Source organism: Burkholderia sp. BCC0506 (genome assembly GCF_902833145.1).
In the GTDB taxonomy this organism is placed as follows: domain Bacteria; phylum Pseudomonadota; class Gammaproteobacteria; order Burkholderiales; family Burkholderiaceae; genus Burkholderia.
This window is the reverse complement of the sequence record NZ_CADFEN010000001.1, coordinates 211,385-232,558: the sequence shown is the minus strand read 5'-3', so window position 1 is coordinate 232,558 and position 21,174 is coordinate 211,385. Positions and strand designations below refer to the sequence as shown.

At 69.1% G+C, this 21,174-nt stretch carries 19 protein-coding genes; 15 read left to right on the top strand and 4 right to left on the bottom strand.

What is annotated here, in order from left to right; translation table 11 throughout:
* The 4 genes from HWX62_RS01015 to HWX62_RS01000 all read right to left on the bottom strand — a co-directional run bounded on the left by HWX62_RS01015 (nt 1) and on the right by HWX62_RS01000 (nt 4,427).
* On the bottom strand, nt 1–825 hold the full coding sequence (locus HWX62_RS01015) for an alpha/beta fold hydrolase (protein ID WP_175930854.1): 825 nt from the start codon (nt 823–825) through the stop codon (nt 1–3).
* A gap of 153 nt (nt 826–978) precedes the next feature.
* Complete coding sequence (locus HWX62_RS01010) at nt 979–1,971, bottom strand: LysR substrate-binding domain-containing protein (protein WP_175930855.1); 993 nt, start codon at nt 1,969–1,971, stop codon at nt 979–981.
* A 618-nt stretch (nt 1,972–2,589) separates the two neighbouring features.
* Nucleotides 2,590–3,450, bottom strand: a complete 861-nt coding sequence (locus tag HWX62_RS01005) for a ferritin-like domain-containing protein (RefSeq protein WP_175985093.1) — start codon at nt 3,448–3,450, stop codon at nt 2,590–2,592.
* A 29-nt stretch (nt 3,451–3,479) separates the two neighbouring features.
* Complete coding sequence (locus HWX62_RS01000) at nt 3,480–4,427, bottom strand: fatty acid desaturase (RefSeq protein ID WP_175931412.1); 948 nt, start codon at nt 4,425–4,427, stop codon at nt 3,480–3,482.
* A gap of 417 nt (nt 4,428–4,844) precedes the next feature.
* Here HWX62_RS01000 and HWX62_RS00995 point away from each other — a divergent pair, with 417 nt between their 5' ends.
* From HWX62_RS00995 to HWX62_RS00925, 15 genes are read left to right on the top strand one after another with little or no spacing between them, the layout of a single operon-like run.
* On the top strand, nt 4,845–6,608 hold the full coding sequence (locus HWX62_RS00995) for a fatty acyl-AMP ligase (protein WP_244135912.1): 1,764 nt from the start codon (nt 4,845–4,847) through the stop codon (nt 6,606–6,608).
* The gene (locus tag HWX62_RS00990; protein ID WP_175931400.1) at nt 6,605–7,315 is read left to right on the top strand and encodes an ABC transporter ATP-binding protein; all 711 of its coding nucleotides are present in this window, start codon (nt 6,605–6,607) and stop codon (nt 7,313–7,315) included. Before HWX62_RS00995 ends, HWX62_RS00990 begins: the two co-directional genes overlap by 4 nt.
* A complete protein-coding gene (locus HWX62_RS00985; protein WP_175931399.1) occupies nt 7,287–8,504 on the top strand; it encodes an ABC transporter permease in 1,218 nt (405 codons plus the stop codon). The genes HWX62_RS00990 and HWX62_RS00985 overlap by 29 nt, the downstream gene beginning before the upstream one ends.
* Complete coding sequence (locus HWX62_RS00980; protein ID WP_175931398.1) at nt 8,501–9,244, top strand: outer membrane lipoprotein-sorting protein; 744 nt, start codon at nt 8,501–8,503, stop codon at nt 9,242–9,244. Before HWX62_RS00985 ends, HWX62_RS00980 begins: the two co-directional genes overlap by 4 nt.
* Complete coding sequence (locus HWX62_RS00975) at nt 9,234–10,571, top strand: hypothetical protein (RefSeq protein ID WP_175931397.1); 1,338 nt, start codon at nt 9,234–9,236, stop codon at nt 10,569–10,571. The genes HWX62_RS00980 and HWX62_RS00975 overlap by 11 nt, the downstream gene beginning before the upstream one ends.
* Nucleotides 10,572–10,584: 13 nt before the next feature.
* A complete protein-coding gene (locus HWX62_RS00970) occupies nt 10,585–11,670 on the top strand; it encodes a hypothetical protein (RefSeq protein ID WP_175931396.1) in 1,086 nt (361 codons plus the stop codon).
* Between the two features lie 58 nt (nt 11,671–11,728).
* On the top strand, nt 11,729–11,983 hold the full coding sequence (locus HWX62_RS00965) for an acyl carrier protein (protein WP_011350104.1): 255 nt from the start codon (nt 11,729–11,731) through the stop codon (nt 11,981–11,983).
* A 7-nt stretch (nt 11,984–11,990) separates the two neighbouring features.
* The gene (locus HWX62_RS00960; protein WP_175931395.1) at nt 11,991–12,872 is read left to right on the top strand and encodes a hypothetical protein; all 882 of its coding nucleotides are present in this window, start codon (nt 11,991–11,993) and stop codon (nt 12,870–12,872) included.
* Between the two features lies 1 nt (nt 12,873).
* On the top strand, nt 12,874–13,503 hold the full coding sequence (locus tag HWX62_RS00955; RefSeq protein ID WP_175931394.1) for a hypothetical protein: 630 nt from the start codon (nt 12,874–12,876) through the stop codon (nt 13,501–13,503).
* A 1-nt stretch (nt 13,504) separates the two neighbouring features.
* Nucleotides 13,505–14,488 carry a ferritin-like domain-containing protein gene (locus HWX62_RS00950; RefSeq protein WP_175931393.1) on the top strand — a complete coding sequence of 328 codons (984 nt, stop codon included), beginning with the start codon at nt 13,505–13,507 and terminating at the stop codon, nt 14,486–14,488.
* A gap of 1 nt (nt 14,489) precedes the next feature.
* On the top strand, nt 14,490–15,479 hold the full coding sequence (locus tag HWX62_RS00945; RefSeq protein WP_175931392.1) for a 3-oxoacyl-ACP synthase: 990 nt from the start codon (nt 14,490–14,492) through the stop codon (nt 15,477–15,479).
* The gene (locus HWX62_RS00940; RefSeq protein ID WP_175931391.1) at nt 15,469–16,644 is read left to right on the top strand and encodes a PLP-dependent decarboxylase; all 1,176 of its coding nucleotides are present in this window, start codon (nt 15,469–15,471) and stop codon (nt 16,642–16,644) included. Before HWX62_RS00945 ends, HWX62_RS00940 begins: the two co-directional genes overlap by 11 nt.
* Nucleotides 16,645–16,660: 16 nt before the next feature.
* Nucleotides 16,661–18,235, top strand: a complete 1,575-nt coding sequence (locus tag HWX62_RS00935; RefSeq protein ID WP_175931390.1) for an acyl-CoA ligase (AMP-forming), exosortase A system-associated — start codon at nt 16,661–16,663, stop codon at nt 18,233–18,235.
* Nucleotides 18,232–19,323 (top strand): hypothetical protein, encoded by a 1,092-nt coding sequence (locus tag HWX62_RS00930; RefSeq protein ID WP_175931389.1) that lies wholly within the window; start codon nt 18,232–18,234, stop codon nt 19,321–19,323. The genes HWX62_RS00935 and HWX62_RS00930 overlap by 4 nt, the downstream gene beginning before the upstream one ends.
* A complete protein-coding gene (locus HWX62_RS00925) occupies nt 19,323–21,173 on the top strand; it encodes an acyl-CoA dehydrogenase (protein ID WP_175985062.1) in 1,851 nt (616 codons plus the stop codon). The genes HWX62_RS00930 and HWX62_RS00925 overlap by 1 nt, the downstream gene beginning before the upstream one ends.
* Nucleotide 21,174 lies beyond the last annotated feature (1 nt).

Here is a 21,174-nt window from a genome sequence, read left to right as displayed (position 1 = left end):
TCAGTTCGCCGGCAATTGCTGCGCATCGAACCAGTCGAGCAGCGTGCGCGTGACGAACGCGGGATTCTCCAGGTTCGAGATATGGCCGGCGTCGGGCACCAGCGCATGCGCGCAGCCGATCACGCCCGCCATCTTCACGGTTTCCGACGGCGGGCGCGCCATGTCGCCCGCGCCGCACATCAGCAGCGTGCGTTCGGCATCGAGTCCGGCGAGGGTCGCGAGCGTGTCGGGCCGGCCGAAGATCAGCCGGCCGAGCGGCGCGATCGATTGCCGCAGCCGGTCGGCCGGCAGATTCGCGAGCGCATCGCGAAACGCCGTCGGCACCGGGTCCGCGAGATTGACGTTCGGCCGAAAGAACAGCGGCACGATCGCGTCGAGCAGCGGCGGTGCGATGCGGCCCGCGGCCTCGATCGCATCGAGCATTCCGAAATAGCGGGTGCGCGTCGCATCGGGCTCCGCTTCGAGCGACGCGTCCATGATCGCGAGCGAGCGCACGCGCTGCGGCTCGCGCAACGCGAGCCGCGCGCCCCACATGCCGCCGACGCTGAGCCCGACGATCGCGCACCGTTCGATTTCCAGTGCGTCGAGCAGCGCGCTCGCGTGCGCGGCGAGATCGTCGAGCGTGTGTGTACCGTCCGGCAGCGCGCCCGATCCGCCGTGCCCCCACAGGTCCGGCACGATCACGCGATACCGGCGCGACAGCGCGTCGATCTGCGGCGCCCACATCGTCGCGTCCCACAGATAGCTGTGCCCGAGCAGCACCGGAAAACCGGCGCCGCGATCGAGATAATGCAGGGTACTGCCGTGAATACTGTGTGCGGGCATGCTGTCTCCGGGATGTCAGGACCCGGCGGCGGCCCGGGAACGGGCGCCGCGGTCGGTGGTGGCGTTCCGCGACGAACGCGAAGCGGTGCATCATAGCACAGCTTGCCGATGCGGCGCATGACACCGCGCACCATGCATTAGCCGCGCGCCGCGCTATCCGACGCGATACATCGGCAGCACGTTGCTGCCGGCCGCGCCCTGCTCCGACGCGGGCGGATCGCACGCTTGCTCGAGCAGCCAGTTGGTCAGCACCGCGATATCGAATTCGTTGCACGCATCGGGGTTCTGCACGAGCACGTAGCTGCCCGATGCAACGGTGCAATGCGGGAACAGTTCGACGAGCCGCCCCTGCTTCAACAGCCCGTCGACCAGCGGCCGCCTGCCGATCGCGATGCCGTGCCCGTCGACGGCAGCCTGGACCAGCTGATCGTACTGGCTGAAGTGCAGCGCGCCGGCCGGCCGCAGCCGCGGCACGCCGAGTTCCTTCAGCAGATGGCTCCACCCGTGCCACGGCCATTCGCCGCGCGGGTCGTCGAGATGCAGCAGCACGTGCTTGTCGAGATCGGCGGGCTTCATCGACGCGGCGTCGCCTGTCGCCGTCATCAGGCTCGGGCTGCACACGGCCACGACACGCTCGCGAAACAGCACGTCCGTATCGTCGGTCGACGTGTACGGCCCGGCATAGCGCACGGCCAAATGCAAACGTTTGCGCTTAAGATCTTCAATTTCGCTCGTTGCCGATACGCGCACGTCGATGTCCGGATAGCTGGCGCGGAACGAACCGAGGCGCGGAATCAGCCACAGCGCGGCGAACGAGACGGTGGTCGACAACGAGATGGCACGCTGGCCGACACTCGACGACAGCTTGCCGACCACGGATTCGAGGTCGGACAACGCGAACGAGATCGCGTCGTAGAGCTCGCGCCCCTTGTCGGTCAGCGTCAGCGAACGAATATGTCGATGAAAGAGCTCGATCCGCAGTTGCTCCTCGAGCGCCTTGACCTGTCGGCTCACGGCCGACTGCGTGACGTTCAGTTCCTGCCCCGCACGCGTGAAGCTCAAATGGCGCGCCGCGCATTCGAAGCCTCTCAGGAAGTCCAGCGAAGGCAGACTCCTCAATCGCTTTGCCAATCTCACATTAGCCATACCGCCTCCTCAAAGTTGCACCCATCGACAGACAAGTTGCCGTTCGTCTCCCTGTGTCGTCTCTCCTATTTGGATTCGGAAACGATTTTATATTGAAGCATGGATACATATCATTCTTATTTTCAATCGTGACACTTGTATTTATCTATCAATTTTTACCGCATCGATATGCTTTCACCAACATTATCGAGTAGTGATTTTGTAAATTAATATATGAATGATTCCAGTGCCCGAAATGACCGATAAATCGTCGCAAAAACAGGCGATTTCAGGCCGAATCCGCCGTTATTGCGACGAATGCACCGCCTTGGCAGAGGCACCATCCGATTCCTACAATCAGGTTTCAATGACCCGACTTTTCCATTTTATTTTCCGGATCACGAAAAACAAACAGTCTGCAACAGACATCCAAAGTATCGCTTAATCCGGAATTCAGCGTTTATTAACACTTGCTAAACATGACAAATTAATCCTGTCATGTCATTTCAATGAACGGATGAGCCGATTATGTCCGGAAATGAATAATCCGCCGGCCGGCGGCGCCGGTCGGCGTGCATCGGACTCGCGTGTCGGCCGCCATCCGGCCCGCGCCGCACGGCAGCGATACGTGTCGATCGGCTAGGGGCGCTCCGCCGCGCCGGTCGCCCGCGCCGTCACTTCGCGGCGATAGCGGTTCAGCTCCTGCGCGGTCGCGAACGTGCGCCCGAACAGGATCGACAGGTTGTGCAGGATCCGCTCGACCACCTTCTTCTCCCACTCGCCGTCGAAACGGATCTGCTCGTCGAGCCAGCGCTCGAGCCATTCCGGATCCGGCAGACGCGATTGCACGGTGTCGCGCGGGAACAGCGCCTGGTTCACGTGCAGGTTGGTCGGGTGCAGCGGCTTCTCGGTACGGCGCGCCGACGCCATCAGCACGCCGATCTTCGCGAACGCGGCACGCGCGACGTCGCCGCAGTTGTTCAGCGCCTTCTTCATGTAGCGCAGGTACGCGCCGCCATGACGCGCTTCGTCGCGCGAAATCGTTTCGTAGATCTGCTTGATGACGGGCTCGGTATGCCAGTCGGCCGCGCAGCGGTACCAGTGGTTCAGGCGGATCTCGCCGCAGAAGTGCAGCATCAGCGTCTCGAGCGGCGGCGCCGGATCGAACTCGAAGCGCACCGCATGCAGCTCCGCCTCGGTCGGCACCCTCTCCGGCCTGAAACGGCGCAGGTATTCCATCAGCACCAGCGAGTGCTTCTGCTCCTCGAAGAACCACACGCTCATGAACGCGGAAAAGTCGCTGTCGTGCCGGTTGTCGCGCAGGAACATTTCCGTCGCGGGCAGCGCCGACCATTCGGTGATCGCGTTCATCCTGATCGTCTCGGCCTGCTCGTCGGTGAGCAACGTCGGATCGAACCGGTTCCACGGAATGTCCTTCTCCATGTCCCAGCGAACCGCTTCCAGCGACCTGAAAAGTTCCGGATAGAGCATCGTCGTCACCGTCGTCGCAAGGTATTCGGCATCGGCGCTCACGCCGACTGGGTGGACGCCGGCGCAGCCGCTTCGGCGTCGGGCTCGCGGTCGTCCCGATCGTCGTCCACCGAACGCGGCGACAGCCGGCCGCGCAGCAACGCGTAGTAGAACTGCCGATACGTGCGGTGGTAATAGCGGATGCGCGGGGCGATCGCGCCGTGCAGGTCGTGCAGCCGCTCGATCGGCAGGTTCGGCATCATGTGATGCTCGACGTGATAGTTGTTGCCGTTCGTGAACCACGTCATGAACGCGTTGCTCTCGATCGTCCGCGTGTTGCGGAACGGGTCGGTGCTCGTCAGGTCGCAACGGTAGTGCTCGGGCATCTCGACCAGTGCATGCACGGGCGCCGCGACGAACACGAGCGGCACGATCCACACCCACACGACGAACCACGTGTGCAACGCGAACGACAGCGCGGCCAGCAGCGCGATCGCCGCCGCCATCAGCAGGTAGTCGCGGCGGATCGCGCGCGACACGAGCGCGTTGTCGCCGAAGCGCGCGCCCGGCACGACGAGCTTCGCGACGTTCTTCGCGAACTGGATATAGTGCGCGGCCATCGACAGGCGCCACACCCACAGCCCGACATGGACGACGGGGCTCGCGCCGTACTGGTCGCCGTAGTCGAAGAACTCCTTGTTCTCCGGTGTGCCGAGCAGCCGGTGATGACGCAGGTGGCTGTCCTGGTACGCATGGAACGACACGAGCATCGGCATGCCGAGCAGCACGCCGAACACCATGTTCAGGCGCTTGCTGCGGAACCCCTGGTAATGCAGCGCCTGGTGCTGCAGCTCGACGCCGTGCGCATACATCGCGCCGATCAGCAGGATGCCGGCCACCTTCAGGATCACGAGCGCCGACAGCGCGAACATCATCCCGTGCGCGATGAGCGCGACGTATACGACCAGCTTCAGCGAGAAGACCACGCCGCTCGGGCGGCTCTTCATGTCTGTAACGGGTTTCGGGCGGGCGACAAGCGATGAGGTGACGGACAAGACGCTCTCCTTGGGCCGGGCTGCCCGGCACGATGACGCGGCGACGCTGGCGCGCTGCCGGGTTGCAATTCTTCTGTGAGTCGATGTTTCGGACAAACGAATTTTCCGAACGCATTGCATGACGCCCGCGCATGAGCGCACCACATCGTGAACTAGACGACCGGTCGAATGAGACCGACCGGTCACCTGGCGCTCGGTCACATGAATAGCGGCTTGCGCAGGCCCGGGTGGATGCGCTCCGCTCATGCATAGCCTGCATAGATTCCGTTTGTCGCCGCGTATCGATCCGGCAAGAATCCTCCTCACTCGACGAACGGCGCCGCCGGCACCGTGGCGCGAGCGGCCGTGTTCCTCAAGGGGAGAATCCTCGTGACGAAGTGCGCATCCACCATTCATCGCCTGATCGAATCGCTCGAAGACGTGGCGGGCGCCATGCATCGCATGACGTTCGTCGACGACGCGGGCCGCGAAGCGGGCATCACGTACCGGCACTTCGCGGAAGAGGTGTTTCGCCAGGCCGGCGCATTGCGCGAGCTCGGGGTGCGCGAGAACGATCTGGTGATGCTCGCGCTGCCCGCGTCGGTCGAGCATGCGGCCGCGATGATGGCCTGCGTGATGACCGGCGCGCTGCCGTGTACCGTGCCCGTTCCCGCGCGGCGTGCCGCGGCCGGGCGACAGGTGGCGGACGTCGCGTGCGAGTTGTACCGGCCGCGCCTCGTCATCGCCGCGGACGCGCAGGCCGCGACCTGGCGCGACGACGCGTTTCCCGCCGCCGCCACGCGCGTCGTCGATCTCGCGACGCTGTCGAGCGCCGCGGATGCCGGCACGCGCGCACTGATCAGCGCGAAGAGCGGCCGCGATCCGCATCACGTGCAGCTCACGTCGGGGTCGACGTCGCATCCGAAGGCTGCCGTGCTCAGCCACGAGAACGTGATCGCGAACGTACTCGGCATCGGCGGGTCGGTGCGCTTCGATATCGCGGCCGGCGACGGCACCGCGTCGTGGCTACCGCTCTATCACGACATGGGGCTGCTCACGCTGCTGTCGAACCTGCATTACCGCGCGCCGCTGCTGATGATGCAGCCGAACAGTTTCATCCGTAACCCGCTCGGCTGGCTGAAACGCATCGCGTCGGCACGCGCGACGACGACGTCGGTGCCGACCTTCGCGCTGCGTTACTGCGTGCGCCGCTTCAATGCCGCCGCGATGGACGGCGTCGATCTGTCCGCGTGCCGCAACATCTTCATCGGCGGCGAACGCGTCGACGACGCGACGCTGCGCGATTTCGCCGCGACGTTTGCGCCGTACGGCCTCGCGGCGTCGGCGCTGCAGCCATGCTACGGGATGGCCGAATCGACGCTCGCGGTATCGATGCATCGCGCGTGGCACGAAGGCACGGTCGACGGCGCGCCGTACGTGATCGCCGATACGCTCGACCGGCGCGCGCTGATCGAGCGCCGCGACGCGCAGCCGGCCGCCGCGAACGACGGCCTCGATACGGAGACCGAGACGGTGCTCGCGATGGGCACGCCGATCGACGGGATGGCGTTCTGCATCCTCGACGACGGCGACCATGTGCTGGGCCATCGCGCCGTCGGCGAAGTCGCGATCCGCGGCACGTCGGTGATGCTCGGCTACCTGAACCCCGCCGACGGCACGATCGCCGCGCCGCTGACGGCCGACGGCTGGTTCCGCACCGGCGACATCGGCTACGTCGCGGACGGCCAGCTGCATATCCTCGGCCGCAAGAAGGAAGTCATCATCATTCGCGGCAGCAACTATTTCCCGCACGAGATCGAGGAGGCGCTGGCGTCGCACAGCGCGCTGCGCAAGAGTACGTGCATCGCGTTCGGCCTGCCCGACCCCGAAACCGGCACCGAGCGGCTGGTCGTCGCGATCGAGGCGCGGCCGGTCGACGCGACGCCGCAAACGCGCACCGAATGCCAGCAACTGCTCGCGTCGCGCATCGGCTTCGCCGCGCAGGATCTGTGTTTCGTCGAGCCCGGCTCGCTGCCGCGCACGACGAGCGGCAAGCTGCAGCGCCTGAAGTGTCGCGATCTCTATGCGAACGGCGCGTTGCCCGTGATTCCCGCGTCGGCCGCCGTCGAAGCGGGCCAGGGAGCGTTCGCATGACGGCCGCCTCGCCTGGCGCCGTGCTCGAGCTGCGCGACGTCACGCGCGTGTACGAGGGCGCGGGCCGCGTCGTCGCGGTGCGCGGCGCGACGATCTCGATCGGCCGGCGCGACGTGATCGCGCTCGTCGGCCCGTCGGGCAGCGGCAAGAGCACGCTGCTCAATCTCGCGGGCTTTCTCGACGTACCGAGCAGCGGCGAACGCTGGCTCGAAGGCCGCCGCATCGACGACACGCCGGACACGCTCGAACGGATTCGCCGCGAACGCATCGGCTTCGTGTTCCAGCAATTCAACCTGATTCCGGTGATGTCGGCGCTCGAGAACGTCGAGCTCGGCTGCTTCGCGTGGGGCACGCCGCGCACACGGCGCGAACGCGCCCGCGCGATGCTCGACGCGGTGGGGCTCGCCGCGCGCGAACGCCACCGCCCCGGCGAGCTGTCCGGCGGCGAGCAACAGCGCGTCGCGCTGGCCCGCGCACTCGCCAAGGAGCCGGCGATCGTGATCGCGGACGAGCCGACCGCGAGCCTCGACAGCACCAACGCGCGCGCGGTGGCCGAGCTGATCCTCGACACCAACCGCACGCTGGGCACCGCCTTTCTGATTGCGTCGCACGACGATCGTCTGTGCGCGCACCTGCCGCGCCGCATCGAGATGCGCGATGGCGTACCGGGAGTGAATCGTGAACTGGTCGACGTTTGCGTGGCGTAACCTCTGGCGCAACCGGCGCCGCACCGTGCTGACGATGGCGATGATCGGCGTCGCCGCGTTCGCGTCGAGCCTCGCGCTCGGCTACGTGATCGCGACGTTCGACGCGGTGCGAGAAGGCTCGATCGACAGCGGCGTCGGCCACGTGCAGGTGCTGCACCACGGCTATCTCGACCTGATCGGCGAGCGGCCGCTGCAGTACGGGCTGAGCGCCGACGAGCAAGCCGCCGCCGCCCGCGCGATCGCCACGCTGCACGACGTCGCGACGACCGCGCGCGGCATCGACTTCGACGGGCTCGTGTCGAACGGCGATCTCAGTTACGGCTTCGTCGGCGAAGGCATCGAGCCGAACCGCGAACCGCCCGGCTTCTTCGACTATCACACGGTACTGTCGGGCCGCTATCTGTCGCCGACGAATGCCGGTACCGAAGTCGTCGTCGGCGCTGAACTCGCACGCAAGCTCGGCGTGCACGTCGGCTCGGTCGTGCAGTTGATGGCGTCGACCGCGCACGGCGGCATCAACGCGACGGACGCGCAGATCGTCGGCGTGATGAGCACGGGCAACAAGGACGTCGACGAACGGATCGTCAACGTGACGTTCACGGCCGCACAGGCATTGCTGCGTACCGACCGTGCGTCGCGCATCGCGGTGTTTCTCCACGACACCGCCGGCACGCCGGCCGCCGCCGCGACGCTGCGCGCCGCGCTGCCGACGCTCGACGTGAAGACCTGGGACCAGCTCGTGTCGCTCTATCACCAGGTCGTCGCGCTGTACAAGAACCAGTTCTCGGTGTTCGGCGCGATCCTCTGCGTGACGATCCTGCTGTCGATGAGCAACTGGATCCTGATGAGCATCGTCGAGCGACGCCGCGAGATCTCGACGCTGCGCGCGCTCGGCGTGCCGGCCGTCACGGTGCGCGGCGTGCTGGTCCAGGAAACCGCGCTGCTCGGGCTGCTCGGTGCGGCCGCCGGCATCGCCGTGGCGCTGCTGACGATGGTCGCGCTCAATCATGCGCAGATCCACCTGCCCGCGCCGCCCGGCCGCGTGAAACCGATCCTGCTCGAATTCACGGTGTCGCCGGCCGCCGTGGCCGCCGTCGAAGCCGCGTTCGTCGTGCTCGGCGTGGCCGCGGCGCTGCTCGCGACGCTCGGGCTCGCGAAACGCAACATCCTCGAAGGACTCGCCCCATGAATCGCATTCGCCTTACGTTCGCCGCGCTCGTCGCGTGCGCGCCGCTCGCCGCGCCGGCGGCCGACGCGCCGACGGCCCAGACCATGCTCGCCCGCGCCGACGCTTACCGGAGCACGGCCGCCGATACGCAGACGAACATCCAGATCACCAACGAAGTCGGCGGACAAGCCGGCGACGCGACCCGCTATCTCGTCTACACGCGCGGCAACGGCGACACGCTCGCGCTGACGCGCAGCGGCGAGAACGACGGCCAGAAGTACCTCGCGACCACGCGCGGGCACTGGTTCTACGTGCCGAACACGCGCAGCGCGGTGCGCATCAACGGGATGCAGCGGCTGCAGGGCGAAGTCGTGATCAGCGACATCACGCGCACGCACTGGGCGGACAGCTATCGCGCGACGGCCGCGCCCGGCACGACGCCGATCGCCGGCAAGCCGGCCACCGAGCTCGACCTGACCGCGACCGATCCCGACAACGTGTACCCGACGATCAAGCTGTGGGTATCGCCCGATACCGACGTGCCGCTGCGCGCGCAGTTCTTCCTGGCAAGCGGCCTGCTGTTTCGCAGCGCGGATTTCTCCGCGCCGGTCGACGCGAACGGTCGCAAGGTGATCCGCAAGATCACGTATCGCAACGAGGTCGAGAAGCAGCGCGCGAGCGTCGTCGACATCCTCGACGGCCAGCCGCGCAAGATTCCGTCGGGCTGGTTCAACCCCGACACGCTCGCCGATGGCCAGTGAGTACGACGCCGATGCCGATGCTCATCGTGACCGCCTCCGTTCATCGTCCGGCTGCGCCCGCCGCGCCCGCCGCGGCTGGCCCGGTGTCGCGCTTGCCCTCCCGCTCGCGCTCGGCTGCACGCTTGCGCACGGAGATTCGCTGATGGACCAGCTCGGCACGCTCAACGGCATCGGCTACGTGCGCTCCGTCGACAGCATGGACGGCCACGCGCTGCTCGGCCGCCTGATCGGCGACACGCCGCGCAACCAGCAGGAAGCCGGCCTGCTCGCGCGCATCGACGGCGAGAACCTGTTCGTGAATGCCCGCGTCGTCGCCAGCAACCATTCGCTCGGCGCGCAGGCGAGCCGCTTCAACGAAGCCGGCATGCGTTACGCGTTCGACAACGGCATCACGCTCACGGCCGGCAAGCGGATCGACGCGCTCGACACGTCGCAGGCGTTCTTCCCGCTCGGCTTCTTCCAGAAACGCGCCGCGACGGCCGACATCTACGATCGCTACGGCGACGTCGAAGGCACGCCGCTCGTCGAGGCGAAATGGGCCGGCGAGCAGACCACGCTGCAGTTCATCGCCGGCGAGAACCGCACGCTGCGCAACGACGTCGACAACCGCGACGTCGAGGGCGCGACGCAGCTCGTGCGTGGCGCGTACAACTGGTCGGGCGGCTCGGCCGCGCTGCTGGCCGGCCGTCACGCGGGCCGCGGCGGCGCGGGCGCGACGCTGTCGTTGGACGTCGCGCGCTCGAACACCGTCTATGCGAGCGCGTGGCTCGAACACGGCACGACGCGGCCGCTGCCCGCCTTCATCGCGAACGGCACGCCGCTCGATTCGGCGGCGGCCTACGACGCCGTCGACCGCCGCAACGATCGCCAGTACATGTGGCGCAGCGCGCTCGGCATGCAGAGCGCGCTGCCCGGCAACCTGTCGCTGATCGTCGAGTGGTCGCACGACGAAGCGCGCTACGACGCGCGCCAGTGGCGCCGGATGGTCGGCGCGGTGCAGGCGAACAACGCGCTGCTGCCTGTCGCGCCCGGCGCCGCGCTGGCCGGCCTCGGCGGCACGGCCAACTTCGTGAGCGTCGACGGCAGCCTGCGCGACTACCTGTTCGCTCGGCTCGGCAAGAAGGTCGGCCGCGTCGAGTATTCGCTGCGCGGCGTGTACTCGCCGCAGGACAAGGGCCTGCTCGCGATCGCGCAGGTCGTCGCCGACGTGAACAAGCGCGTGAGCGTCGATGTCGCGCTCACCCGCGCATTTTCCGACAGCCAGTCCGAGTACCGGATGGTCGGTCTCGGCACCCGTATCGACGCCGCCGTGCGCGTGCGTTTCTGACAGGAACCCAGCCATGTCCACGCTTTCCGCCCCCGCCCCGGTCGCACCGCCACCGCTCCTGCGCGTGGCCGACCAGGCCGCGTATCCGGTACTGCGCCACCTCGACGCCATCGGCACGCCGCCGCGCGCGGCCGCCCGGCTCGTCGAAGCCGCCGCCGTGCGGCTGCTCGACAGCGAGATGGTGATCGCGCTGCGCGCGTCCATGCCGGACGTGCTGCCCGATGCGTCCGCGTCGACGCCGCTGCGGCACGACGAGGCGCCGCTCACCGAAGCGCTGCTCGAGCAGATCGGCCGCGAGGGGTTTCATCACCTGTTCAAGCCGTTCATGCGCGCGTTCATCCGCATCATGTTCGGGCTGTTCTTCTCCGACGACCAGAACCGCCGCGCCTGCGACTGCATCGACGCCGGCCACAACTTCGCGTTCCTGATGAGCGACGGCGGCGGCCCGACGCTGGCCGCGTGGCGCACCGTCGTGCGCAGCGACGACAGCGGGCTCGCGCTCACCGTCGACAAGGTGTGGGGCATCGAGGCGCATCGCGACTGCATGGCCGTCGTCGCCGCGCGCCTGCCCGGCGTGATGTTCCCGGCCGCGTACCTCGTGTGGCCCGACGAATACCGCAAGCTCGCGCGCACGACCTGCGGCGCGCCGTTCCTCGCGGGCAACCTGCAGCTCGCGAACGTCGGCGGCCAGGTACGCGTCGCCGCCGAGGACCGCCTGCGGATCGGCGGCCCGACCGTGTTCAACAAATACCTGACCGTCGTGCGGCCGTACTTCGTCCGCGCACTGATGGCGCACGTCGGCTGGCTCGAACGAACCGGCCGCGTCGAGCTCGATGCCGACGCGCGCGCCGTGCACCGTTTCATCGCGGACGCCGCGCGCAGCCAGACCGACGACGCGCACTACAGCTTCGGCAAGGTGCAGCGCGTGCTCGCGATCAAGCTGCTGTCGAACGAGTTCCTCACCGCGCTCGTGCGCGACGGCAAGGTCGCGCTGTTCGACGACCAGCGCGACCTGCTGGCGTTTTCGAAGATGGAAGGCAGTTCGTACCGGTGTTATCACGAGCTTCGCAAGAGCCTGCGCTGCGAAGCCGGCAGTTGACCCACGCGACAGGCCGATCGATCCCGATCAATTCAACTCAACTTCAGGAGCTCCCCTCATGACGACCCAGAACGTTCCGGCCGACGCGCTCGACATCCTGTCCCGCGAAGTCGCGAAGATCCTCAACGTCGAAACCGTCGACACGGACGCCGGCATCGGCGAACTCGGCATCGATTCGCTGAACATCGTCGAGCTGATCGTGTTCTGCGAACAGCTGTACGGTTCGATCGACCCGGAAGCGCTGAACATCACGCAATACACGACGCTGCAGCAGCTCGACGCGCAACTGCGCCGCCAGCAGCACGCGGCCTGATACGGCGATGCTCGCGCCCCTTGCCCCCGCGGCGGCCGCGCCCGCCGCCGTCCAGCCGGCCCCGGCGACCGCGCTGACCGTGCAGGCGCTCGCGTACCGGCGCGTCGCGCCGTCGCGCGACGGCGTGGCCGTGCCGCTCGACGACGCGGCCCGCGCGATCGGCACGCTCGCGTGCGCCGAACGCGAGCGGCTGTGCGGCGCGGTCGGCGCGGACGACTACGTGGTGAGCTCGACGATCCTGTCGATGCTGCTGATGAACGACTCGCCGCAGCATCGCGTGTTCGCGCAGGCGCTCGCCGGCGCGAACGACTACACGCCCGACTGGATGACCTGCTCGTACGAATGCGCGGGCTGGGGCTACGTGCTGCGCCGCACGCTCGCGACCGCGGCCGAAACGGGGCCGCGCACGCTGCTGCTGCAGATCGTCGACCTCGACGTGCACGGCTACACGTACTGGCACGGCAATCCCGCCTGGGGGCGCTCGGGCTTCGGCGTGTGCACGCTGCTCGTCGACGTCGGCCGCGAACCGGCGCAGTCGGTGATCGCGGACGCCGCGCCGCCGGCGAGCGCCGTCGTGCGGCTCGGCCGCGACATCCGCACGTTCTGCGCGGCACGCCCCGGGCTGCACGCGGCGCTGCCGTTCTTCCCGGCCACGTCGCGCCGCGCGCTGCTTGCGTCGGTCGGCAAGACGCCGCTGCTGCCGGACGGCCACGGCGTGTTCGGTCATGCGTTCGGCAGCGACCCGTGGCTGTCGGTGCTGCTCGCGCACCGCGACGGCGACACGCCGCGCCGCGCGGCCGTCTGCTCGCTCGCGCTGAACGGCTATTACGCGATCGCGGACGTCGCGTTCGCGCCGGATGCGACGTTCTCTCTCGACGGCGAGGCGTGACATGGTGCGACCCGTTCACTTCACCTACCGGATCGAGCGCGATGCGCGGCGGCCGGTGGCGGTCGCGGCCAGCGCGTACCGGATGCCGCTCGACACGCCGGCCGACTATGCGCGCGCCGCGCTCGCGGAAGCGGCCGGCGATGCGTACGACGCGGGCGAGACGTACGACGCGGCCGGCGGCGAGCGCCGCGTGCTGCTCGACCACGTCCAGTATTTCGCGTTCCTCGCGGAAGTCACCGCACGGATTCGCGAGGCCGTGCATCCGGACGCGCGCCTGTTCATCGAAGTGTGCGCACCGTATTTCGGCGCGCTGCCGGCCGACCTGCTCGCGCCGCACGTGCTGCTCGGCGTGCACCTGTACGACGAAGCCTTGCGCGACGCCGCGCGCGGCGCGCCGGTCGTCTGGATCGGCGACCGCATCCTGCGCGACGCGGAATTCGCCGGCGACAACCGCGTGTGCTGCGCGATCTGGCCCGCGCGGCTCGCCGACGCGTTCGATGCGCAACTGCGCGGCGCGTGGCCGTCGTTCGCGATCCGCCTCGCGCCTCACCCGGGCGCGTTGCGCGGCGCCGCCCCGTTCACCGATTCCGCCCATCATTCCGGCGCCGCCGCGCGGCCGGGGAGACCTTGAGATGAATGACACGCTGACCGTGATGCAGGACACCGCCGATATCCGCTGGTCGATGCCCGTCGACGCACTGATGTCGAACGACTACGCGCTGCGCGAAGAGGCGCTGAACCGGTTGTACGAGAAGGCGAAGGCCGCGCAGTGGGACGTCGCGACCGACGTCGACTGGAGCCACGACCTCGACCCGGCGAATCCGCTCGGCATGCCCGACCCGACGCTGCTGATCTACGGCACCGAGCTGTGGGGCAAGCTGGCCGACGCCGACAAGCGCGAGGTGCGCCATCACGCGCAGGGCTGGCTGCTGTCGCAGATCCTGCACGGCGAGCAGGCCGCGCTGATCTGCGCGTCGAAGCTCGCGTCGGCCGAGAGCGGCCTGAGCGCGCGGCTGTGCGCGGCCGCGCAGATGATGGACGAAGCGCGCCACGTCGAGGCGTACGCGAAGCTCGTCAACGAGAAGCTCGACGTCAGCTACCCGATGAGCCGCTCGTTGAAAGGGCTGCTGCACGACACGATCACGAGCAGCGCGCTCGACATGACGAACCTCGGGATGCAGGTGCTCGTCGAAGGCATCGCGCTGTCGATCTTCCAGAGCGTCGTCGCGTACAGCACCGATCCGTTCATCAAGGACCTGTTCGTACGCATCCAGCGCGACGAATCGCGCCATTTCGCGGTCGGCCGGATCACGCTGTGCCGCGTGTACGCGGAGATGAGCGCGCACGAGCTGCGCGAGCGCGAGGAGTTCGTCTGCGAAGGCGCGGCCGTGCTGTACGAACACCTGTGCGCCGACGACATCTGGGAACCGATGGGGCTGTCGAAACGCGAATGCAGCGCGATGGTGCGCGAATCGCCGGTGTCGAGCTCGATCCGCCGCTCGATCTTCCGGCGCCTCGTGCCGACGATCCGCGAAATGGGCCTGCTCACGCCCACCGTGCAGGCGACCTTCGAAAAGCTCGACGTCCTCGACTACGCGGCGATGCCGCTCAACTGACATGACGATGCCTTCTTCCCACGCATCCCGCGACGCCGGCTTCTGGATCGGCATCGACGCGGTGGCCTACGAGCTGCCGGGCCCACCCGTCGATATCGAGGCCTGGGCCGCCGAACGCGACTATCCGGCGCAGCGGGCGGCCGCGATCGCGCAGTCGGGCAGCCGCTATTTCCACATGGCGCTCGACACGAGCGAGACCGATCTCGCGATCGCGGCGGTCGGCCGGCTGCTCGACACCGCGCGCGTGCATCCGTCCGACGTCGGCGCGATCGTGCACGTGCACACACAGCAATTCAGCGTGCCGCCCGCGCCGCGCAGCCTGCCGCACGAAGTGGCGGCGCAGTTCGGCATCGAGCCGCTGTGGCTCGGCTCCGTCGCGCAACTGAACTGCGTGTCGGTCGCGGCCGGCATCGAGACCGTGCGCGCGCTGATGCGCCGCCATCCGCAGCTCGACGCGGCGCTCGTCGTGTCGTCCGACCGCGTGTACGGCGAAGACTACCGGATGCGGCAGATGACGGGCGTGCAGTGCGACGGCGCGGCCGCGATGCTGATCGCGCGCAACAGCACGAAGAACCGGCTCGGCGGCATCGCGATCGAGACGCACGCGAAATGGCATCGCGGCTCCGACACCGTCGCCGCGAACGAGGCCGACCTGATCATGATGGAGTGGCCGTACACGCGCCGCGCGATCGACGCGGCCGTCGCGCTCGAGCCGCATGCGCTCGACGCGTACGACCTGGTGCTGCCGCACAACGCCGACCTGCCCGGCTGGAACGCGCTGTGCCGCGCGATGCGCGTGCCGGCCGAGCGGCTCTACGCGGACAACATCCATGCGCGCGGCCACGCGTGCTGTTCGGATTTTCCGATCAACCTGGCCGACGTCGGGCTCGATGCGCTCGCGCGCGGCCAGCGCGTGCTCGGCGTGATGCAGTCGAACTGCGGCGCGTACGCGGCCGCCACGCTCCATCCGGTGGGCCGCCATGACGCCTGAGCGCCCGCTTCCGCCCGCCGGCGACCACGCATGGATCGCCGACCTGCGCACGCCGTGCTACGTGTACGAGCCGGAGGTCGCGATCGCCCGCTACCGGTCGCTGAAGGCGCGGCTCGGCACGCGGCTGATCGTGTCGCTGAAGGCGAACCCGAACCAGGACATGCTCGCGCGCTGCGCGCATGCGTACGAGGACGGTGTCGAACTCGCGAGCCGCGGCGAACTCGACGCGGTGATCGGCCGGATCAAGACGCCGCGCTACCTGAACAATCCGTCGATGGACGAGATGTTCATGCGGGCGGGGCTCGCGTCGCGCTGCCATTTCGTGCTCGACAACCCGGACGCGGTCGCGCGTTTCGTGCCGCTCGCGCGTGAAGCGGCGGCCGGCGGCAGCACGCCGGGCGCCGTACTGCTGCGCGTGAACGCCGGTGCGCTGGCCGGCGCTCACGCGCGCGCATCGTGGCACGACCACTTCGGGATGACGCCGAACGAGGCCCACGACGCGGTGCGCACGCTTGCGTCCGCCGGCCTGCCGGTGGCCGGGCTGCACGTATTCTCCGGCCCGCATTCGTTCATCCGTCAGGACGCGACGCAGCCCGACACGCTCGTCTTGCCCGAATTGCTCGCGGCGCTGGCGCGCGATCTCGCGCCGGCCAACGGCGCGCCGCTCGGCGCGCTGAGCCTCGGCGGCGGCTTTGCCGACGATCACCCGGGCGACGCGGCGTTCGAGCGCTACGCCGCCGCGCTCGCGCCGCTGGCCGGCCGGCATTCGCTCGCGCACGAATCCGGCCGCGCGATCTTCGCCGATGCGGGCGTGTTCGCGACGCGCGTCGTCGCGGTGAAAGCGTGGCAGGACCGCACGATCGCCGTCTGCGACGGCGGCCTGTCGCATGCATTCCTGCTCGCGCAGACCGAATCGGTGATGCGCCGGCTGGCCACGCCGTCGCTCGTGCGCCGCACGCCCGCGCCGCCGTCGCGCGGCGTGCCGACGCTCTACGTCGGCAGCACCTGCAGCCGCGCGGACGTGATCGGCCGCGACGACGCGGGCGCGCCGCCGCAGGTCGGCGACATCGCCGTGTTCGCGCGCTGCGGCGCCTATCACCGCACGTACTCGATGGCGCATTTCCTGTCCCACGAAGCCGCGCACGTGTACGTGCGGCCTGCCTGAACCAGAGGAGCCGATCATGAACGCATTGATCAGCATCGCCGACCTGCTCGAACACGGCGCCGAGCGTTGGCCGCATCGTCCGGCGTATGCCGACGGCGGCGGCACCCTGACTTACGACCAGCTCGCCCGCGCGGTGCGGCGCGCCGCCGCCGTCCTCGCGGCACGCGGCGTGCAGCCCGGCGAACGCGTCGCGATCTACGCGCCGAAGCGCATCGAGACCGTCGTCGCGATGCTCGCGGCCAACGCCCTCGGCGCGATCTTCGTGCCGGTCAATCCGCAGTTGAAGGAAGCGCAGATCGAACACATCGTCACCGACAGCGGCGCCGCGCTGTTCGTGACCGGCGCGCAGCGGCTCAAGCGCCTGCCGGCGCTCGCCGCGCTCGTCGGCGCGCGCACGCTGCTGATCGAGGAGCTGGCCGACGCGATCGACTCGCCGGGCACCGACGCGCCCGCGGCGCCCGCCGGCCGGCCGGTCGACGACGATCCGGCCGCGCTGCTCTACACGTCCGGCTCGACCGGCAAGCCGAAAGGCGTCGTCGTCTCGCACCGCAACCTGGTGTCGGGCGCGTTCAGCGTCGCCGCGTACCAGCGGCTGGCCGACGACGACGTCGTGCTCGGCGTGCTGCCGCTCAGCTTCGATGCGGGCCTGAGCCAGCTCACGACCGCGCTCGCGTCCGGCGCGTGCTACACGCCGCTCGACTTCCTGCAGCCGGCCGAAGTGCCGCGCCATTGCGATGCGTTCGGCGTCACGTCGATCACCGGCGTGCCGCCGCTTTGGATGCAGCTCGCGTCCGCCGGCTGGAGCGACGCCGCACGCACGCGGATCCGCCGCTTCGCGAACACCGGCGGCCATCTCGCGACGCCGCTGCTGCACCGCCTGCAGGCGCTGTTCACGCACGCGTCGCCGTACCTGATGTACGGGCTGACCGAGGCATTCCGCTCGACTTATCTGGCACCGGCCGACGCGGCGCTGCGCCCGACGTCGATCGGCAAGGCCGTGCCGAACGCGGAGATCCTCGTGCTGCGCGCGGACGGCAGCGAATGCGCGGCCGACGAGCCCGGCGAACTCGTGCATCGCGGCGCGTTCGTCACGCTCGGCTACTGGAACCGGCCCGAGCTGACCGCGCAGCGCTTTCGCCCGCTGCCGCGCCGGCACGGCGAGATCCCGCGTCCGGACGTCGCCGTGTGGTCCGGCGACATCGTGCGGCGCGACGCGGACGGCTATCTGTATTTCGTCGCGCGCGGCGACGACATGATCAAGACGTCCGGCTATCGCGTGAGCCCCACCGAGGTCGAGGACGTGCTGTTCGCGCTGCCGCACATTCGCGAGGCCGCCGTGTTCGGCGTCCCGCACCCGGCGCTCGGCGAGGCGATCGCCGCGTGCGTCGTGTCGACGCTCGACGCCGACGCGTGCCGCGCCGACATCGCCCGCGCATGCCGCGACGCGTTGCCCACCTACATGAGCCCGCTCGTCGTCGAGCCGCTGCCGGCGTTGCCGCGCAACCCGAACGGCAAGATCGACCGACCGGCGCTGAAAGCGCAGTATCGCGACGCGTTCGCGCGCCCGAACCTCGAGGAGACCGCAGCATGACCTTGTCGACGCTCGATGAAACCTGTGTCGGCGCGCCGCGCGTCGCGGCGCCCGGCATGCTCGCGTTGTCCGGCGGCGTCGTGGTGCTGCCGCCCGCCGTCGTGTTCAGCGCGATCCAGGCGCAGGAGCGCCATCCCGGCTACCGCCATCTGCTGCTGCCGCAGGCGCGCTTTGCGCGGCCGCGCGGCATGGGCGCCCTCACGCCCGAGGAAGGCACGCGCCTCGCGCCGGGCGGCCGGCCCGCGCTGCGCGTCGCGCCGCCCGGGCGCAGCCTCGCCGATCTCGCCGCCGACGCGGCGCTCGACCTGCGCGACCAGCTCGGCTCCGGCGCGCTGGCGCGCACGACGCATGTGATCGTCGCGAGCAGCGCGCTCAACGAAGGCATCGGCGATTCGGTCGTCGGCCGCATGCAGTACGAACTCGGGCTGCAGCGCGTAACGCCGTTCGCGCTCGGCCAGAACGGCACGCTCGGCTGGTATTCGGCGCTGATGCTGCTCGACGGGCTGCTCGACGAAGGCGACCAGGCGCTCGTGATCCTCAGCGACAAGTGGCTCTACCCGTTCTTCCGCCAGTTCGGCGACCTGGTCGGCTACGGCGACGCGGCCGCCGCATTGCTCGTATCGCGCGCGGGCCCGGCGGCGGAGCCGGCCGCGTGGGGCGGCGTACGCGCCGTCGCGATGGAGTTCGGGCCGTCGATCGCCGATCCGTGGGCCGATGCGCCGGCCGCGCTGCGCGACACGCTCGCGCCGGTCGCCGCCCGCGCGATCCGCCGCGCGCTCGAGCAGGCCAGGCTGCGCGCGAACCAGATCGACTGGTGCGTGCCGCCCGGCTTCGATCCCGGCTTCGCGGCGCGCGTGGCCGACGCCGCGTCGATCCCGGTCGGCGCGCGCATCCAGCATGACGGGTCGGGCCACCTGTCGTCGGCCGAATCGGCCGCCGCGCTGATCCGGCTCGCGGGCGCGCTCGACGAAGGCGAACGCCGCGCGGTGCTCGTGTGGGACGCGGCGCTGCATGGCGCGGCGGCGGCCGCCGTCGTGGATCTCGCCGGCGGTCTCGACGCCGCGCTCGATATCGAAGGAGACGCATGATGAGCGCATACAAGGTGAGCCTGCGCGAGCTGCGCTTCTTTCTGTGGGAACTGTTCGAGGCCGACAAGCGGTTCCTGGCGGAACACGGCCTGTACGGCACGCATGACCGCGCATCGGTCGACGCGCTGCTCGAACGCGCACGCGATTTCGCGCTCGACCTCGGCCGCAGCTACCAGCAGGCCGACGTCGAGGGCTGCACGCTGCTCGACGACGGCCAGGTCCGGATTCCTTCGCATTTCCACGCACTGTGGGCGCGCTTTCGCGACGAATGGTCGAACACGCTGTTCGGCACCGCGCACGGGCTGCCGCCGATCGTCACGCAGATGATCTACGAGATGTTCATGGGCGCGAATCCGTCGTTCATGACCTACGGCGGCTTCACGCGCCCCGCGATCAAGCTGCTGCAGATGCACGGCACGCCGCACCAGAAAGCGCTCATCGCCCCGCTCGAAGCGTACCGCTGGGATGCGTGCTTCTGCGCGACCGAGCCGCAGGCCGGCACCGACCTCACCGCCGTGGCGCTGCGCGCGACGCCGCTCGAACGCGATATCTACGCGATCGACGGCGAGAAGGTGTACATCTCGGCCGGCATGCACGAGCTGACGGAAAACACGCTGTATTTCGTGCTCGGGCGCATCGATACCGCGTCGCCGGATTCGTTCTCGCTGTCGTGCCTCGTCGTGCCGCGCTTCTGGCCGGACGAGGAAACCGGCGAACTGCAGCCGAACCACGTCGACTGCATCGGCCTGCCGCGCAAGATGGGGCTCAAGGGCTGCGCGAACACGCATCTCGTGTTCGGCGCGAACGGCACGACCAGAGGCTGGCTGCTCGGCGGCCGGCGCAACGTCGGCCTGCTGCAGCTGATGCCGCTGATGAACCAGGCGCGCATGAGCACCGGGATGTTCGGCGTCGGCGTCGCGTCGAGCGCGTACCTGCATGCGGTCGAATACGCGGGCCGCCGGCTGCAGGGCCGGCCGATCGAGCGCGCGTCGAATACGAACGCGGCGCGCGTCGCGATCGTCGAGCATGCCGACGTGCAGCGCATGCTGGTCGACATGAAGAGCCGCGTCGACGGCTGCCGCGGCCTGCTCGGCAAGCTCGCGGCCACCGCGACGCGCGCGGCGATGCTCGAGGCGACGCCCGACGCCGACCCGGCCGAGATCGAGCGCCATCGCAAGCTGCAACTGCTGCTGACGCCGATCTGCAAGGCGTTCATCTCCGACCAGGCGTGGCGCATCTGCGAAACGGCGATCCAGGTGCACGGCGGGCTCGGCTATACCGACGCGAGCCCCGTCGAGCAGAACGCGCGCGACGTGAAGATCCTGTCGATCTGGGAAGGCACGAACTACATCCAGGCGCAGGATCTCGTGCGCGACAAGCTCGGCTTCGGCCGCCATTCGCGGCTGATCCAGTACTACCGCGACGAACTCGACGCGTTCCTCGCGCAGCAGCATCACGCCGGCACGCACGCGGAGCTGCGGCCGCTGTTCGACGCGCTGCGCGCGGGCGCCGACCGCATCGGCGTCGCGCTCGACGACATCGCGCGCGACGTGCAGGACGGCCACACGCATCGCAGCAGCCAGTTCTACACGCGCTTCCTGGAGATGTTCGGCGTCGTCACGTCGGCGTGGGTGCTGCTCGAATCGGCGACGATCGCCGCGCGCCGGCTCGATGCGCCCGAGACGGCCGACGCGCCGGCCGAACTCGCGTTCTATCGCGGCAAGCTGAAAAGCGCGCGCTACTACTTCGCGAACGTGCTGCCCGTCGTCGACCAGCACGCGGCCGTGATCGCCGCGATGGCGCATGCGGCGATCAGCGTCAGCACCGAAGAACTCGCCGCGGCGGAATGAC